Raw genomic sequence first — 15731 nt, 5'->3', positions numbered from 1 at the left:
AAGGTTAAAAATGGTGATCCCCGACATTTTCTGGAATCCTGATACTCTTTATGCGATAATTGCACATTCAAAAAACTATATGGCATCAATTTAAGCATATGATTCGTAATGTTCTGCTTCTGGTACTACTCTTGCAGCAATCCTTGTGTATTGCCGATGTCAATCAATATTTCAATCGGATCAAACAGGATCCGAACGAACTCTACACATTTCTAAAAAACATGCCTAAAGGCGGCGAGCTCCATTTTCACCTCGCTGGAAGCGCCTATCCGGAATCCATGTTACAAATAGCCGCCCAACACCAGTACTGCCTCAATACGAACAATTGGTCCATGACACCAATCACCGAGCATTGTGACGGCATACCGGCTAAAAAACTGGAGCAATATCCCGATCTGTATGCCCAAACTATCAAAGCGTGGTCTATGAAAGATTTCATGCCGGGGCTGGAGTCCGGGCACGATCATTTTTTTGCTTCCTTTGAAAAATTCTTGCCTATTGTAGTCAATCAGGACGTGGAACTACTGGCTGAAGTGATGCAACGAGCGGCCAATCAACAGGAACAATATATGGAAATTATGATATTGCCTGATAACGCCAACTCCATGAACTTTCAAGTGCCAGAATTTACCATGAACCATTTGGCGCAAGCCCAAAAACAACTTTTGGCCGATCCCGCCTTCAGGAAGAATATTAATGACACAGCGAACAAAGTTGATCATACCCTTGAAAACGTACATCAATTTCTTGGCTGTAAAAAATCGCCACAGAAAGCCGCCTGTCAACTGACCGTGACATTTCAATTCTACGTACTAAGGGAGCAACCTTTAGAGAAAGTCTTTGCCCAGGCGTTAACCGCCTTCGAGACAGCAGCAAAATCCAGGGATTTGGTGGGCGTTAATCTCGTACAGCCGGAAGACGGCATCATCTCGTTACGGGATTATCATCAGCAAATGAAAATATTTGCATTTTTACATCAATCCTACCCGGACGTCGCCATTGCCCTGCACGCCGGAGAGCTGGCGCCGCAAGCGGTGTTGCCCGATGATCTTCGTTTCCATATCAGAGACGCCGTTATGACGGGGCATGCACAACGCATCGGCCACGGAGTGGATATCGCGCATGAAGAGGATGCCGAAAAATTGCTGCGCCTGATGAAAGACAAACACATCGCCGTTGAAATCAATTTAATCAGCAACAAGCACATCCTGAATATTACAGGCAAAAATCATCCGCTTCGTTATTATTTAAACCATAATGTACCGGTTGTTCTCTCCACCGATGATGAAGGTGTGTTGCGTACCGATCTGACCACACAATACGTCACTGCGGTAACGGAACATGATGTGGATTACCCGGCATTGAAACAGATAAACCGTAATGCCCTGACCTTCAGTTTTCTCCCGGGTAAAAGCATCTGGGCCGATGCCGGACAAGCCGTTTTAACAGACGCCTGCAAGGATTTAAACAGTAAACGTTGCCAGCGTTTTGCGGCTAGCAATGACAAGGCACGGCTGCAACGACAACTGGAAATCAAACTTGCATCGTTTGAAAATCAGTACAAAAATTCCCGATAAAGCGCGGTCAGTTCCGATTTCCTATCCTCCATAAGGTACCCTGTATTTTGCTATACTGACATGACGACAAGTCATTTATTCTATAACGTTGAAGACTATAAATTATGGCAAGAGCTCCAGCTACTGCAATCAAACTAGACTCCAGTACAGCATTAGGCCAAGCCTTTTCTGTTGTTAAAGACAGCTTACCTAACCCCGTTAGCCCTGATTATTTACATATCAGTACGACATTTGTTGAAAAACTGGCAGGAAACCAGGCTAATATGAGTCCTCAGCAAGAGGCTATTTACAAAAGCATTATCAATGAAGCGGCCCAGAAGATGAGAGATATCAAGTCCTTTAAAACCGGTAAAATAAATGTAACGGCTAATGGTTATGTGACATTAGAGATTGATTCTCCCGAGATGAAAAAAATTATTGAAACCATGCAATCAAAATTAAACAGCCATGGCTTTGTTACAAAAGACAAAGCCAATCCGATACACGTTACTCTCCAAAAAGGGACTTTTCCAGCCCCCAAACCAGAAGAGATTGCGGCACTGAAAAAAGCAATACAATCCCCTGAAATACAAGCACTTTCGCACCGTGACTATTCCGTATCAAATGCTAAATTTGGTGCTGTAGAATATAGCGGAAACAGAGTGGATATGAAGTCCGGATGGAACAAATAGTTACGGATGATGCAGCAAGCGAACTATATGTTAAAGCCGGACTTCTGGACAAGTGCACAAACCTGCAAAAAATATCCTAAATAAGCTCTCATCATAACAGGTGTTGACCATTCATCTTTGCGCGTTTTTTGATTAAAAAAACGTACAAATCTGAACGAAATTCAGGTGCCAACCCGTAAATTCAATCTTGACGAGGCACTAGAACTTTCTGAAATACCTAGATATATCCAGAAATTCGTATTTTTTTTAACCATATCTTAATGCTGGTTTGCTAGCATTGTTCAATCCTGACTATTTGTACGAGATATCTATTATGTCTGTTGAGAAATTTGAATTTTTTTCTAAGCTGCCAAAGGAACTGCAAATTAAAATCTTTATTGATGCCGGTATTTTAAAAAAACCCGTTCATGAAGTCTCACTTTTAGAAAAAAAATATCCGCAAGTGCTGGATAAAACGTTTTGGAAGCATTATTTTTATAATCTATTCCCATACATTCGAGTTAATTCGGTAGCTCCTGAAGACGCGAACGAAGAAAAAAAATTCTGGAAAAAAATCATTCAGGAGGTCGGGAAGACGTTGCTCGACTCCATTAAAAATGCTCCCCTGAAACAACTTTTTAGCGCGATTTTTCGAAATGATGTCGAGAAAGTGAAAGCGCTTTTAAACGACGTCCGGCATGAGAACAACAATTTGATTAACTTTGTTGACCACATTCGCACAGATGATTTTTTTCTCCCCGAATTATCCCCGACTTCCTTGGCAGGGTTTCTTGGCAGGCAGGAAATACTTGCCCTGTTTTTCGAGAAAACCAGGAATAAGTATAAAAATGAGAACTACTTTTGGGCGTGCGTATTCAATCAGGTCAATGAGTTAGAATTATACCATTCTAGCCACAGAAAATTGTCTTATCATGGATCATTCCTTAAAACAGCCTGTCAACAAGGTCATTTTGATACTGCCGAATGGCTCATTAACCATGGGGCGGGTGTCAATAATGAAAACGAAATTAATGGCTCAACCGCGATTTATATGGCCTGCCAGCATGGTCATATTGATATTGTCAGGCTGCTTATTAATAACGGGGCAAGTATCGATAAGGCAATCTATCGTACGGGAGTAACGCCATTTTATGCCGCTTGCCAACAAGGCCATCTTGATATCGCCAGGCTACTTATTATTCAAGGGGCAGATCCCAACCTTCATATAGGTAACAATGATGGCTTAACACCGTTTTACATCGCCTGCGAGCAAGGTCATTTTGATATCGTTAAGTTACTTATTGAAAACGGGGCGGATATCCATAAGGCAATCCATCGTACGGGAACAACGCCGTTTTACACCGCCTGCGAGCATGGCCATCTTGCTATTGTCAAGCTGCTTATTGGTTTAGGGGTGGATGTCCACCAGGCACGCACAGATGGCAAAACTCCGCTTGATATTGCCAAAAAGACAGGCCATTCCCAAATAGCACACCTGATAAAAGCTCGAGGCAAGCTGGCGGGCGAACTTACCGAAGAAAATCTCATCAAAGCGTTCAGGATGTACAGTAAGGAAATTATTTTACCTCAACAGACCAGTCAGGCTGCCCGTTTTTTTCACTTTCCCAAGGGGAACCATTACGCGGACATTGTGGCTCTTGCATTCAAGCGACTTGATAATGATACCAGTCTTTTACAATTTCTGGGTGTTGTAAAAGCTATTGCCCAGGAAAAAAATATTGATTTAAAAGAGTATAAAAATGATGAATTTTACAGCCTGGTTACCCTTTCTGAAATATTGTCAGAGCGTCCCATCAAAGATATCCCTGAAGTGCAAGCCATAAGTCACGGCGTTGCAAAAAAATGAGGGCTTTTTTATTTGGGATGATTATCCCAATACTCATAAGAAATCATGAATACAAGAATAATTTTATTTGCTCTATTATTATTTAATTCCTTGTCATCGGCTTTTCCTGCATATTGTAATATCACAGCTATGGAAGAAGAAAAACTCTTATCTATGGACTATGACCGTTTCGATCAATGCGAAAATGGGCTCAGTCAGGTTGTTATTTTGAAATGGGAGCTTTGATTGATAAATATCTCGATAAAAATAGAAATATCCTTTCAAATTGGCAAATGATTGGCGTAACCTGGCATGCAGGACAAATGTATACTTTTGATAATCGGTATGAAATGGCAAAAAGCCGGTTTATTCATTGCATAAATCCGAATGAACCAGAAAACGCGCCAATCCTCTGGAATGATTATGTTTATGCGACTCTTGCATTTCTGAATAATGATATGGCTAAATTAAAATTCCATCGTGATAAAATTGCTGATGGCCCCATTTTAAAGCGCCTCGGCAAAGCCGAGGCATGCTTTACAGATTTGGTAAATTCTTCCGTATCAAAGCCAGTGTTTGTGGATCTAAGCGTCCTGAAGATAACACATTGGAATGATTAATCGTTTCTGACTCTCTTGGTAAGGGCGTGTTTCCGGTTACGATCCAATCGCCTATCCAGTTTAGTGCTAAAGACAAATGCTCTACGTATGTGATGAGGTCATCTAAGTTTGAAATATCTGTATCTAATTTTAATGAGGCTAAGTCAACTTTTGGAAAAAAATATTCATGAACTTTTCCTGCCATTTGAAAATTTAGAGTAACATCATTGAATACATTAATCTTTCCAATAGAAATATGGTCCGGGTTAAAAAGAGTATTGAACATAAATGAACTAACTTGATAACCAAATGCATCGTGTAATTTATCCATCTCTTCATTACTATGCTTGCCGGAGGCTGCAATTTTTGCAAGATTAAGCATGGTATTTAAAGAATCAATTACATCGCCTTTTAATTCAACAAGTGATGTAAGAATGGTTTGACTATCTTCTGTATGGGTCATTGTTAAGCGACTAAAATCATTTGAGTCAATTTGTGGCGTAGCCTCTGGGTTGGTAAATTTAACCAGTGCTTCATAGGACGTATCAGAAGGTAACACCCCATCAATCTTAGTAATAAGATCGGTTAATACAGAGATAGTTGCATTGGCATTTTCTACAGTATCGATCTGACTCATAAACAAATCATCAAATTTTATTGTAGGTAAATGGAACATCAGATGATTACCATGACCATCATTAAGGATGTCAATTGTGATCTCTGTGAGAAAAAGCAATCCAATATTAAGTTTAGATTTCTGAAGTATTTTTTCCAACTTATACTTTTTGGCTTGAAATTTAGAATTACTTTCATGCAAACCAGCAGGAAACTCTCCTTTAGACAAGCATTCAAATATTGCCTCTTGTATCCCGATAATCGGTTTATCTATTCGGGTAATTAACTTATAAGCATTATGAGCAGCTGATTTTGCAAGGCTAGTATCACCGCTGCTTATAATTACCACAGGCATTGCATGATTATTATTTGAAGCAAAAGATGGTGCAAACAAGACAAGAAAAACACCCGTACTTATGTATTTTACTATTTTTGAGCATAACATTGGTTAATTTCCATATAAAAGTGAATAGAATGCTAACAAGCCTTAGATTTTTATCAATTGTATCCTTGCCGCCCATATAATAAGATAATTGATGTGGTCAAGCAAATTGCGACACACCAGTTGTCAGAGGGTCCAATCAAAGACATCCCTGCAGTGCAAGCCATAAGTCACGTCGTTGCAAAAAGGTGAGAGCTTTTTTATAAAAAATCATGGATACAGGAATGAAAAAATTTACTTATCCACAATCCGTGGAGTGACAGAGTGTGCTGGGTTGCTATTGGCAACCCAACTTGTAAAAAAATAAACTAATAATAATGAAATGGAAAAAGCCGTGCTTCGCTCAGGCAAAAGGATCTCGAAAAATAATTGTCGAATCCCTTTCCGGACCGGTAGACAAGATATCAATCGGCACCCCCAGCAACGATTCGATGCGTTGCATATAGGCTTTCGCATTGGCAGGCAACTGATCAACGGAGGTCACATCCACTGTTGATTCCTGCCAACCCGGCATGTCTTCATACACCGGTTCCAACCCCTCAAAATCATCAGCCGATTGCGGCGGTCTGGAAAGCATATTCCCATGACGATCCCGATATGCCACAGCGATACGCAATGTATCGAGTCCATCCAGAACATCCAGCTTGGTCAGGCATAAACCGCTGATGCTGTTCAATTCGATGGATCGACGCAGCAATACCGCGTCAAACCAGCCACAACGCCGGGGACGTCCGGTAACCGCACCAAACTCATTACCCCGCTCAGCAAGGCGATAACCCACCTCGTCATCCAGCTCGGTTGGGAAAGGACCACCCCCGACACGAGTGGTATAGGCTTTTGTAATACCGAGAATATAATCGAGATACCGGGGGCCGAATCCCGCGCCGTTAATCACACTGCCCACGCAGGTATTGGATGAGGTCACAAACGGATAAGTACCGTGATCAATATCAAGATAAACGCCCTGTGCTCCTTCAAACAGAATGGCATGCCCTTTCTCACGATGTTCATGCAGACAGGTTGTCACATCACACACCATATTTCGGAGTTGCTCCGCCCAAACTGCGGCGTCCTCAAGCAAGGGCTCCAATGCGACCTCCGGCTGCTGATAATAATGTTTTAATACAAAATTATGGTATTGCAGCAGTTCCGTCAGTTTGCTCGCGAAACGCTGGGGATGAAACAGATCGCTGACTTTCAAAGCCCGCCTGGCCACTTTGTCTTCATAGGCCGGCCCGATACCGCGACCGGTTGTTCCTATGGCCGTACTTCCGAGATGGGTTTCTCGCGCCTTATCCAGCGCGATATGGCAAGGCAGCAGCAATGGGCACGCCTGACTGATGTGCAACCGCTCCCGAACCTGTACGCCTTTTTTTTCCAGCTCCTCGATTTCCGCGAGCAATGCCGTGGGCGACAACACCACGCCATTACCGATATAACATTGCACATGCGGCCTCAGCATCCCGGACGGAATCAAGCGCAATACGGTTTTATCACCCTTGATTTTCAGGGTATGGCCCGCATTATGTCCGCCCTGATAACGAACAACCACCTCCGCGTTATGAGTTAACAGGTCAACAATTTTACCCTTGCCTTCGTCACCCCATTGCGTACCAACAACTACAACATTTTTACCCATAACCGACTCTTACCCTGCAAATTGATGAATAATAATGAGAAGTATCCAACGCTTAAGTGAAGCGCATGACATGATACCCTCAAACACACGTAACCTGACACTTTTTCCATGTCATTTTGGCAGATGGTATCCCTGATTTATTTTCAAATACACCCGCCAAAATAACATGGAAAAAGTACCGGGTTTTGTCAACAAAAAAGGGTTAAGCGCACTTAACCCGATTTCAGCAAAATTTGTAATTATAATCAGTTTTTCTTAACTGCACCATTACCTTTTAACAATGGATGTTTAAAATAATCAAAAAAACTGCTGCTCTGATCAAGTACCAGCAGATCACTTTTCTTGTTAAAACTGGCTTCATAAGCCTTTAAGCTGCGATAAAAATCAAAAAACACCTTGTTCTTGTCAAAGGCTTTGGCATATATACCCGCTGCTTCGGCTTCACCGCCGGCCCGAATTTCCTGACCCTTGCTTCGCGCTGTGGCCAGAAGAACCGTCACCTCCGCGTCGGCGCCGGCCTTGATAGCTTCTGCGATCGCATGCCCATCCGCGCGATGACGGTTGGCAATTTTCTGCATTTCAGCCCGCATCAACTGATACACGGAGTTACTGGTACTGGGCGGCAATTCAATCCCTTTGATGCGCACATCCACCACTGTGACACCCAGTTTACCGGCTTGCTGCTGCGCTTTGTTTATCATGATGTCCATGACTTCGTCTCGTTCATCTGAAACCAGATCGACAATTTGCCGTTTACCGAATTCGGCACGGATGGACGTGTTTAATTGCTGTTCCAGCAAGGTTTCAGCCGTTAGCTCGTTGCCGCCGGTCGCCTGAAAATAGCGAGGGATATTGACAATCCGCCATTTAACAAAGTAGTCGACGATCACGTCTTTCTTTTCCTTGGTGACGATAGGGGACGATTTGATATCCAGAGTCTGCAAACGAGTATCGAAAATGCGGACACTCTCAATAAACGGCGTTTTAACATGCAGCCCCGGACCGAGTATCCTCGCCTCACCGTTCTTGCTGTTTTCCACCAGTTTTCCCAGTCGCAACAAGAGCGCATGCTCACCCTGGGTCACGGTAAACACACTGGACAGAACAACTATTAATACGAAAAAAAATACGGCGCCAAGGGCCATTTTCACTGCGTTCATTTAGCCATTCCTCTCTTGTCGGTAAGTTGGGCGGGTAAGTGCTCTGTCCCTCAACAATTTATTGACCGCCGAGTTATTCCCCGAACCGATATCTTCATTGTCCCCGGAGTCGTCTTGTTGTGGCAAGGGAGTCGGCCTGGAAACACCCATTTTATCAAGCGGCAGATAAAGAAGATTACCAGCCTTGCTATCGACAATGATTTTAGTGCTTGCACTCAAGACCCGCTGCATGGTTTCGAGATACATGCGTTGCACCGTCACTTCCGGCGATTGAGTATAAAAGGGTAACAAGGCCAGAAACTCGGAAATATCACCTTTCGCACGTAAAACAACCTGTTTGGCATACGCCTGCGCTTCCTCGATAATACGTTTGGCGTTACCTTCCGCCGTAGGTACAACCTTGGCTTTATAAGCCAGGGCCTGCTCCTGAAAACGCTTCTCGTCCTCGCGAGCCTTTATAGCGTCGTCAAAGGCCGCCTGTACCACTTCCGGCGCTCGGGCAGGCTGGGGAGATACGTTAACAATATATATTCCCGTTTTATAACGGCTGAGCGTTTTTTCCAGGGTATCGTACACATTTCTGCCCCAGGTTTCCCGTCCTTCGGTGATAATCTGGTTCAAGGTTGTTGTACCTATAATCTGGCGCAGCGCACTGGAAGTGGTCTGCTGCAGCGATTCCGTAGGATCCGCCACATTAAACAAATAATCTTCCAAATTGCCGATTCGATACTGTACCACCACCGATACGTATACCAGATTTTCATCCTTGGTTAACATCTGGGCGGAATAGGAATAGTGAGAGATTCGTTCCACATTCTGAACAATCTTGCTGGAAATGATCCGCGGTATCCAGTGAGGCCCGGGACCTACGGTTTCCGTGTATTTACCAAACCTGAGGATAGCCGCCTGTTCGCCCTGGTTGACGATAAAAATTCCCGACAGCGCCCACAGAATAAAAATAATGAGTAGAATGACGATACCCAGAACCATACCGCCGCCGTTATTGTTCGATGAAGAACCGTCGTCCCGGCCTGAGCCGCCCAGCAAGGTTTTTTTCAATCGTGCCTGAAAACGCTTCAGGGCTTCGTCCAAATCCGGCGGCTGATCTTTACCGCCCCACGGGTCCTTACCCTTGTCCGGCTCATTCCATCCCATTGATCAATTCTCCCAGGCATTACACAGAAAGTAGGATTTTAGGGTTAATAAGCGGATTAGGCAAGCAATGAAAAAACAGGCATTGAGGTAATAAAGGAATTTTCGCTGGTTCACAGGCTGCGAAGAGCAGCCTGTTGTCGTATAGGGTACCGCTATCCAGAACAATCCGTCATTGTGGTATCATGGATGGGCTTTCATCTTCATGGAACTCCAGATCCGTATGGACAGGTTCAACAGGACGAAACATTTCCCCGACAATCCGGCCGGTGCGTGTGTTTTCACGTCGATGTTCATGCTGATAGTTTTCAACATCTCCCCAGTTTGTATATTCGCCCGCGCTGATTTTCCAACGCATAGCACTCCAGCGGTTGGCAAAAAACGCGCTTTTATAAGCAGTATCGTATCTGCTGGCAAAATCAGCAAACCGCAGTTCTTCTTCTGTAAATTCAGCACCGTTTTCATGTGCGTGAATAACCAGTTTTTCCAGTTCAAAGGCGATACCATCCGGTTTGCCAACAAAATGGCGTGCGGATTGGGAAACGGTATGGGCGTTATAAACAATGTTATGCAATGGATTATTTTTATCGTGGGCGGCGCGAATAAAATTCGGCGTTAACTGAGGAAATTTTTCAACATAAGCCGATACTTGCGAAACAAGCTCGCGTCGATGATCCCGTAGTAAATGACACCATTTTTCATCACGGGGAGGCATTGCGCCATGACACAATAACATGGCAATGCCGCGTATCATCTCCCTGGTATCTTTATTTTCCTGCAAGCGCTGGCAAAAATTATCAATCGGGCGATGTCCCTTCCTGTCTTCCTTGTCAAGGAGAGCAAACAACTCCTCCCCTCCAACCTCCAGTAACGTGTCCAAAGCATCCACACACCCCATTGCCGCGGCAATGTGTAAAACGGATTTTCTGCTTGTTCCAAACAGATTATCAACCTGCGCCCCGTTTTCAACCAAAACTCGAACACCCGGGCCAAAGTTCTCCAAAACCGCCAGATGCAAGGGTTGTGCGTCTCTTTTTGTATCACCCAGACTGACCGGACTTGCCAGATGAATATTCGCACCGATCTCTATAAACCTGTTCAAACAATCGATATCACCGGCCATAATGGCTCCGGCGAGAAGCGTCTGATTTTCCCTTCGACCATTCACACTGGGAAAAAGCACGTTGGCGGAAGGATGATAATGAACGGAGCTTTCGTCCCTGCGGGGCTGTACTCGCAGCAGCCACGCATCCAGGATTGCGTGCACCAGGACCAGCTTGTTCTCTTTTAAAGCCAGATGCAGCGGTTCGTCCAAACCCACATTTGCCCCTTTTGTAATGAGATAGGAAATGTGGGTAGTTAAATCCATATCCTGCACAGGATCATGTTTTAAAATAAGAAAATTCAGTAAAGTGCTATAGCTGCCGTTTTTCAGGCGGAATGACTTATGAAGCACATCCTCATCTTGATCCATCTGTTGCTCTATAAACCGGATAAATGCGGCATTACCTCCGGCAACGGCTTGTTCTACTTTCTTATAATATTCCATGCTACAACTTCCTTTATTAGATTTATATCGTCAGGCAATAAGCCTGCGAGCCATATTACACATTGGACAAATGAAGATCAAAATTTATTTGAATCCCGTTCATCCCTGCCGGATTTGATTGGCAACGTCCTGGTTAAAATGACTCGCGATCAAGGTCAGCAGCCGTACGGCATGATTGTAATCACGCTTGTCAAAAATACCGGCATGCTGATGAGCGTAACGAACCGGAACACCGATATTGATGGCAGGCACCCCTGGACCCGACGTCTGTACTTTAGAGCCGTCCTCGCCATAGCCAGGCTCCGCTTCCAGCTGAATGGGAATATGATGTTTCTCAGCCAGGGCGCGAACCCAGGCCACCAAAGCCTGATTCGGGATCATGCTCCTGTCGTAGACAAACACGGTCGGTCCCTTGCCGAGAAAAATGGTATTTTTTCGCTCCGCCGCCAGGGAGGGGTAGTCATCAGCTATGCCTATCTCCACATTGATCACCACATCAGGGTGCGTGGAATGATAAACCGTAGAGGCTCCGCGCATTCCGAGTTCTTCCTGCACCGTGGCCGCGGCAAACAGCTGGTAAGCCGGCTGATTCCGCTTGACGGTTTCCAGCACCTCACTGATGATCGCAAGGCCGATGCGATCATCCAGAGCCTTGGCCAGAAAACGGGTGTCACTCAATTGCGTGAATTTGCTGACGGGCGTCACCGCAAGACCGGGACGCATGCCAAAACGTTTTATCGCGTCGTCCTGATCTTCGGCACCGATATCCAGAAACAACGCCTTGATATCCGGTGATCCCTGCGTTTTTTTCTCACCCAGAAGATGGGGAGTATCCATGCCGGAATATCCGATGACCATGCTCTTCTCCGCGGCTATTTGCCAGCGTTGCGCGTAGATGACCGCATTGGCGATGCCTCCCAGAGGCACTACCTTGATAAAACCGTCCGGGGTCACGGACTCCACCATAAAACCGGTTTCATCCATATGTGCCATCAATAACAATTTCGGACCGCCGCCCTTGCCTTTATAATGGCTGATTAAATTACCCATCCCGTCGACGTGATTGACGCTCGTCTCCGATGTCCATAACGTCTCCAGCAATGTTCTGACCGGTTTTTCATAACCGGAAGCCGCCGGTGTATCGGTTAGTTTGGCTAATAAAGGCAACTGGGCCGCGGCTTGTGCCGTGACAGAAACCAGAACGCCCAGACATACCACAGCACTACGATATAACAATCCCTTGCTCATGCAATCCGCTCCCTAACGTTTTAAAAAAATCAAATCCCGCACACCATGGCCGAGACGAGTACCCCGTTGCTCAAATTTGGTAAGAGGCCTGGTTTCAGGCCGCGGTACAAAACAGCCTTCTCCGGCCTTGTTCACCAGACCTGTCTCATCGGAAAGCACAGCCATCATATGCTCCGCATAATCCTCCCAGTCCGTGGCACAATGTAAAAAACCGCCGACTTTAAGTTTTTGCACCAGCAAGCGGACTAACCCGGGCTGAATCAGACGACGTTTATGATGTTTTTTCTTGGGCCAGGGATCGGGGAAAAAAATCTGGATGCCGGCAAGGCTGTTGTCTGTCAAATGATGGTTAAACACCTCCACCGCATCATGCGCGGCGATACGCACATTCTGAATAGCATGATCATGCAAATCGGCCGCCAGACTTCCTATTCCCGCACGATGCACTTCAATCCCGATAAAATTGCATTGCGGATGCTCACTGGCCATAGCCAGCAGGGAGGCGCCCATGCCAAAACCGATTTCGACCACCGTGTCCGCGTTGCGGCCAAACACGCTGTCGAAATCCCAGACCGTCTCGGCCATGGGCATCTCGTAATCCTTAAGCCACTGCAATAGGCCTTGCTGTTGGCGAGTGCTGATACGCCCACCGCGCAGCACAAAACTTCTGATCGTTCGCTTCATGATATAGACATCTTTTTTGGAATGGGGCAAATTATACCTGTAACATTATGTTTTGTGATCATAACAGGAAAAAACAGATTATTTTTGGTAGAATAGACAAGAAATATTGCAACTATTCCCGTTTTTTGCTATAAAATCGCACTTGTATTTCACACCCGGATAATTCGAATAAAGAATTTCACAGGATGAGTCATCAGGGTATGTCGGTAATTCGCGGGTTCCAGTCGGTCAGATCGGTGTTACGGGATTATCTGCATATCCGGATAAATTCATTCCGCCGAACCAAACATTTTGGAGTAACAATAATGTCAAGAGTATGTCAGGTCACTGGCAAGCGGCCTACAACAGGTAATAACGTGTCGCACGCCAATAACAAAACCCGAAGACGCTTTCTGCCTAACATCAAACAACATCGCTTCTGGGTTGAAGAGGAAAATCGTTTCGTCAGTCTGAAAGTCAGCACCAAGGGTATGCGTATTATCGATAAACTGGGCATTAAAACCGTTCTCGACAAACTTCGCGCCCAAGGCGAAAAAATTTAATTAAAGAGGATTAACCATGGCAGCCGTCACAATCAAAATTAAACTGGAATCCACCGCGGGTACCGGCTATTTTTACACAACGACTAAAAATCCACGGAATCATCCCGATAAAAAAGAATTGAAAAAATATGATCCTGTGGCACGTAAGCACGTCATTTTTAAAGAGAAAAAAATCAAGTAATGCGCAGAGCCTGATGAAGGCCTCATAAAACGAGATTTTCATCAGGTTCCAGTTCTCAGGCTCCGCACACGTCTTTTTGACTGATAAATTTACAGCCAGTCTGCATTAAAAAACCTGCAACCTGTTATAAAACAAACAATACGGTCATTTTTATCTGGTACCTCATCCTGTAACTATCCTAATCGTTAGGCTAGGCGATATTGGTGTCTGACAAGGCGCGAGGAAGGCGAATATTGAGCATATTCAACGGACGAGCAACGCCGTTCAGATTCCTATAGCGTCAGGATAACGATTAGGATAGTTACAGGATCAGGTACCAAGGCATGTCTTCATTGCGTTCCTGCCGCTTGCTATTTATTCCATTAACCTACTGGATAATCCTTCCGGATCAGTTAAACTTATATTAAATGCAAAATGAATAATGAGGATTTGCATGAAACCAACGTTGCAACTCAGTATATCGCAACAGCTAACCCTTACACCGCAGCTTCAGCAAGCAATACGATTGTTACAACTTTCGACTCTTGACTTACAACAGGAAATTCAGCAGGCTGTCGAATCCAATCCCATGCTGGAGGCAACTCCCCAGGAACCCAAAGAGGAGACTTTGGAAAATACCCGGCCATCGGATGAGCCGGCTGATTTTCAATGGTCTGAACTGTATTCCGGATCAGGCAAACGAAGCAATTTTGAAGAACCGGATTTCAATTACGACAATCTTTATTGTACAACGACAAACCTGCAGGATCATTTGCATTGGCAACTGGGCCTGACGCCCATGAGCGATGTGGATAGAGCCATTGCCACTGCTATCATTGACGCGACTAACGACGATGGATTTCTCACGGTTCCACTAGACGAGCTGCACAGCAGCCTTGACAGCGAGACACACCCGATTGATCTGGATGAAATAGAGGCCGTGCGTCACCGCCTGCAGCAATTTGATCCGGTAGGATGCGCCTGTGCGTCCCTGGCTGAAACCTTGCTGGTGCAATTGCGTCAATTAACAACAGGTGAGGAACAATCCATAGAGCTCGCCAGACAAATCCTCGATTCGGATATTGAATTGCTGGCGCAACATAACTACAGACAATTGATGAAAAACTATCAGGTTAACGAAACCCGGCTGGATAAAGCGCTGCAGATTATTCAAGGACTGAATCCCAAACCCGGCAGCCTGATTCACCAGACGGTCACGGAATACATTATTCCGGATATCATCGTTAAAAAAATAAATGGTATCTGGCAAGCGAATCTGAATAATAATGTGCTACCTAAGCTAAGTATTAATCATCATTATGCGTCACTTGTCCAGCGAGCCGACAACAGCGCCGACAATCAATTCCTGAAAAACAACCTGCAGGAAGCCCGCTGGTTTTTAAAAAGCATACAAAGCCGCCAGGAAACACTGTTGAAAGTCGCGCGTTGCATCGTTGATTATCAACAGGATTTTCTTGAGTACGGTGAAGAAGCCATGAAGCCTTTGATACTTAACAACATCGCTCTCGCTCTGGATTTGCATGAATCAACCATTTCACGGGTCACGACACAGAAATTCATGCACACGCCAAGAGGTGTGTTTGAATTAAAATATTTCTTTTCCAGCCATGTTGCAACAGCCAGCGGAGGTGAATGTTCTTCAACCGCAATACGGGCTGTCATAAAAAAATTAATTGCTGCTGAAAACCGGAAAAAACCACTTAGCGACAGTAAAATTGCCCTGCTTATAGGAGAGCAAGGGATCCGGGTCGCACGACGTACTGTTGCAAAATACAGGGAAGCGATGGGTATCGCCCCCTCAAACGAACGTAAAACAATTGGTAGTTAGTATTAAATGATTGAAGGAG

Annotated in this window: 14 protein-coding genes; 7 read left to right on the top strand and 7 right to left on the bottom strand. The window is 44.9% G+C overall.

Translation table 11 applies throughout. The annotated features are described in order from the left end of the window. The first annotated feature begins 98 nt into the window (after positions 1 to 98). The 4 genes from CKW05_RS03480 to CKW05_RS03465 all read left to right on the top strand — a co-directional run bounded on the left by CKW05_RS03480 (position 99) and on the right by CKW05_RS03465 (position 4693). Positions 99 to 1577, top strand: coding sequence for an adenosine deaminase family protein (locus CKW05_RS03480; RefSeq protein WP_058482293.1), 1479 nt, complete (start codon positions 99 to 101; stop codon positions 1575 to 1577). A 104-nt stretch (positions 1578 to 1681) separates the two neighbouring features. Continuing rightward, positions 1682 to 2248 carry a hypothetical protein gene (locus tag CKW05_RS03475; protein WP_058482254.1) on the top strand — a complete coding sequence of 189 codons (567 nt, stop codon included), beginning with the start codon at positions 1682 to 1684 and terminating at the stop codon, positions 2246 to 2248. A gap of 313 nt (positions 2249 to 2561) precedes the next feature. Beyond that, positions 2562 to 4094 (top strand): ankyrin repeat domain-containing protein, encoded by a 1533-nt coding sequence (locus CKW05_RS03470; protein WP_058482255.1) that lies wholly within the window; start codon positions 2562 to 2564, stop codon positions 4092 to 4094. Positions 4095 to 4270: 176 nt separating this feature from the next. Further along, entirely contained in the window at positions 4271 to 4693 is a 423-nt protein-coding gene (locus tag CKW05_RS03465) for a hypothetical protein (RefSeq protein WP_231950683.1), read from the top strand. On the opposite strand, the gene CKW05_RS03460 is transcribed toward CKW05_RS03465, so the two are convergent. From CKW05_RS03460 to trmB, 7 genes are all read right to left on the bottom strand, one after another. Then, positions 4611 to 5732 (bottom strand): hypothetical protein, encoded by a 1122-nt coding sequence (locus CKW05_RS03460; RefSeq protein ID WP_058482256.1) that lies wholly within the window; start codon positions 5730 to 5732, stop codon positions 4611 to 4613. The two genes, CKW05_RS03465 and CKW05_RS03460, sit on opposite strands and share 83 nt — an antisense overlap. 340 nt (positions 5733 to 6072) lie before the next feature. After that, complete coding sequence (locus CKW05_RS03455; protein ID WP_058482257.1) at positions 6073 to 7368, bottom strand: adenylosuccinate synthase; 1296 nt, start codon at positions 7366 to 7368, stop codon at positions 6073 to 6075. Between the two features lie 245 nt (positions 7369 to 7613). Beyond that, positions 7614 to 8528 (bottom strand): protease modulator HflC, encoded by a 915-nt coding sequence (gene hflC, locus CKW05_RS03450; RefSeq protein WP_058482258.1) that lies wholly within the window; start codon positions 8526 to 8528, stop codon positions 7614 to 7616. Beyond that, positions 8529 to 9683 (bottom strand): FtsH protease activity modulator HflK, encoded by a 1155-nt coding sequence (hflK, locus tag CKW05_RS03445; RefSeq protein ID WP_058482259.1) that lies wholly within the window; start codon positions 9681 to 9683, stop codon positions 8529 to 8531. Between the two features lie 169 nt (positions 9684 to 9852). Continuing rightward, a complete protein-coding gene (ankC, locus tag CKW05_RS03440; RefSeq protein WP_058482260.1) occupies positions 9853 to 11229 on the bottom strand; it encodes a Dot/Icm T4SS effector AnkC/LegA12 in 1377 nt (458 codons plus the stop codon). Positions 11230 to 11328: 99 nt separating this feature from the next. After that, the gene (locus CKW05_RS03435; protein ID WP_082642704.1) at positions 11329 to 12477 is read right to left on the bottom strand and encodes a M42 family metallopeptidase; all 1149 of its coding nucleotides are present in this window, start codon (positions 12475 to 12477) and stop codon (positions 11329 to 11331) included. 12 nt (positions 12478 to 12489) lie between these two features. Next, entirely contained in the window at positions 12490 to 13161 is a 672-nt protein-coding gene (gene trmB / locus CKW05_RS03430) for a tRNA (guanosine(46)-N7)-methyltransferase TrmB (RefSeq protein ID WP_058482295.1), read from the bottom strand. A gap of 305 nt (positions 13162 to 13466) precedes the next feature. Between trmB and rpmB the strand changes: the two genes are divergently transcribed. From rpmB to CKW05_RS03415, 3 genes are all read left to right on the top strand, one after another. Further along, the gene (gene rpmB / locus CKW05_RS03425; protein WP_058482296.1) at positions 13467 to 13703 is read left to right on the top strand and encodes a 50S ribosomal protein L28; all 237 of its coding nucleotides are present in this window, start codon (positions 13467 to 13469) and stop codon (positions 13701 to 13703) included. Between the two features lie 16 nt (positions 13704 to 13719). Beyond that, complete coding sequence (gene rpmG, locus CKW05_RS03420) at positions 13720 to 13884, top strand: 50S ribosomal protein L33 (RefSeq protein ID WP_058482261.1); 165 nt, start codon at positions 13720 to 13722, stop codon at positions 13882 to 13884. Positions 13885 to 14317: 433 nt separating this feature from the next. Next, the gene (locus CKW05_RS03415) at positions 14318 to 15712 is read left to right on the top strand and encodes an RNA polymerase factor sigma-54 (RefSeq protein ID WP_058482262.1); all 1395 of its coding nucleotides are present in this window, start codon (positions 14318 to 14320) and stop codon (positions 15710 to 15712) included. The last annotated feature ends 19 nt before the right edge of the window (positions 15713 to 15731 follow it).

Source organism: Legionella spiritensis (assembly GCF_900186965.1).
In the GTDB taxonomy this organism is placed as follows: Bacteria; Pseudomonadota; Gammaproteobacteria; order Legionellales; family Legionellaceae; genus Legionella_C; species Legionella_C spiritensis.
The sequence above is the reverse complement of the archived record's forward strand: the minus strand, read 5'-3'. Positions and strand labels throughout refer to the sequence as shown.

Excerpts from the sequence above, each read along its gene's own strand:
- rpmB (WP_058482296.1), top strand. The coding sequence starts at position 13,467 with ATGTCAAGAGTATGTCAGGTCACTGGCAAGCGGCCTACAACAGGTAAT.
- CKW05_RS03475 (WP_058482254.1), top strand. The coding sequence starts at position 1,682 with ATGGCAAGAGCTCCAGCTACTGCAATCAAACTAGACTCCAGTACAGCA.
- ankC (WP_058482260.1), bottom strand. The coding sequence starts at position 11,229 with ATGGAATATTATAAGAAAGTAGAACAAGCCGTTGCCGGAGGTAATGCC.
- trmB (WP_058482295.1), bottom strand. The coding sequence starts at position 13,161 with ATGAAGCGAACGATCAGAAGTTTTGTGCTGCGCGGTGGGCGTATCAGC.
- CKW05_RS03465 (WP_231950683.1), top strand. The coding sequence starts at position 4,271 with ATGCGAAAATGGGCTCAGTCAGGTTGTTATTTTGAAATGGGAGCTTTG.
- CKW05_RS03480 (WP_058482293.1), top strand. The coding sequence starts at position 99 with ATGATTCGTAATGTTCTGCTTCTGGTACTACTCTTGCAGCAATCCTTG.
- CKW05_RS03415 (WP_058482262.1), top strand. The coding sequence starts at position 14,318 with ATGAAACCAACGTTGCAACTCAGTATATCGCAACAGCTAACCCTTACA.
- CKW05_RS03455 (WP_058482257.1), bottom strand. The coding sequence starts at position 7,368 with ATGGGTAAAAATGTTGTAGTTGTTGGTACGCAATGGGGTGACGAAGGC.
- CKW05_RS03460 (WP_058482256.1), bottom strand. The coding sequence starts at position 5,732 with ATGTTATGCTCAAAAATAGTAAAATACATAAGTACGGGTGTTTTTCTT.
- hflK (WP_058482259.1), bottom strand. The coding sequence starts at position 9,683 with ATGGGATGGAATGAGCCGGACAAGGGTAAGGACCCGTGGGGCGGTAAA.
- CKW05_RS03435 (WP_082642704.1), bottom strand. The coding sequence starts at position 12,477 with ATGAGCAAGGGATTGTTATATCGTAGTGCTGTGGTATGTCTGGGCGTT.
- rpmG (WP_058482261.1), top strand. The coding sequence starts at position 13,720 with ATGGCAGCCGTCACAATCAAAATTAAACTGGAATCCACCGCGGGTACC.
- CKW05_RS03470 (WP_058482255.1), top strand. The coding sequence starts at position 2,562 with ATGTCTGTTGAGAAATTTGAATTTTTTTCTAAGCTGCCAAAGGAACTG.
- hflC (WP_058482258.1), bottom strand. The coding sequence starts at position 8,528 with ATGAACGCAGTGAAAATGGCCCTTGGCGCCGTATTTTTTTTCGTATTA.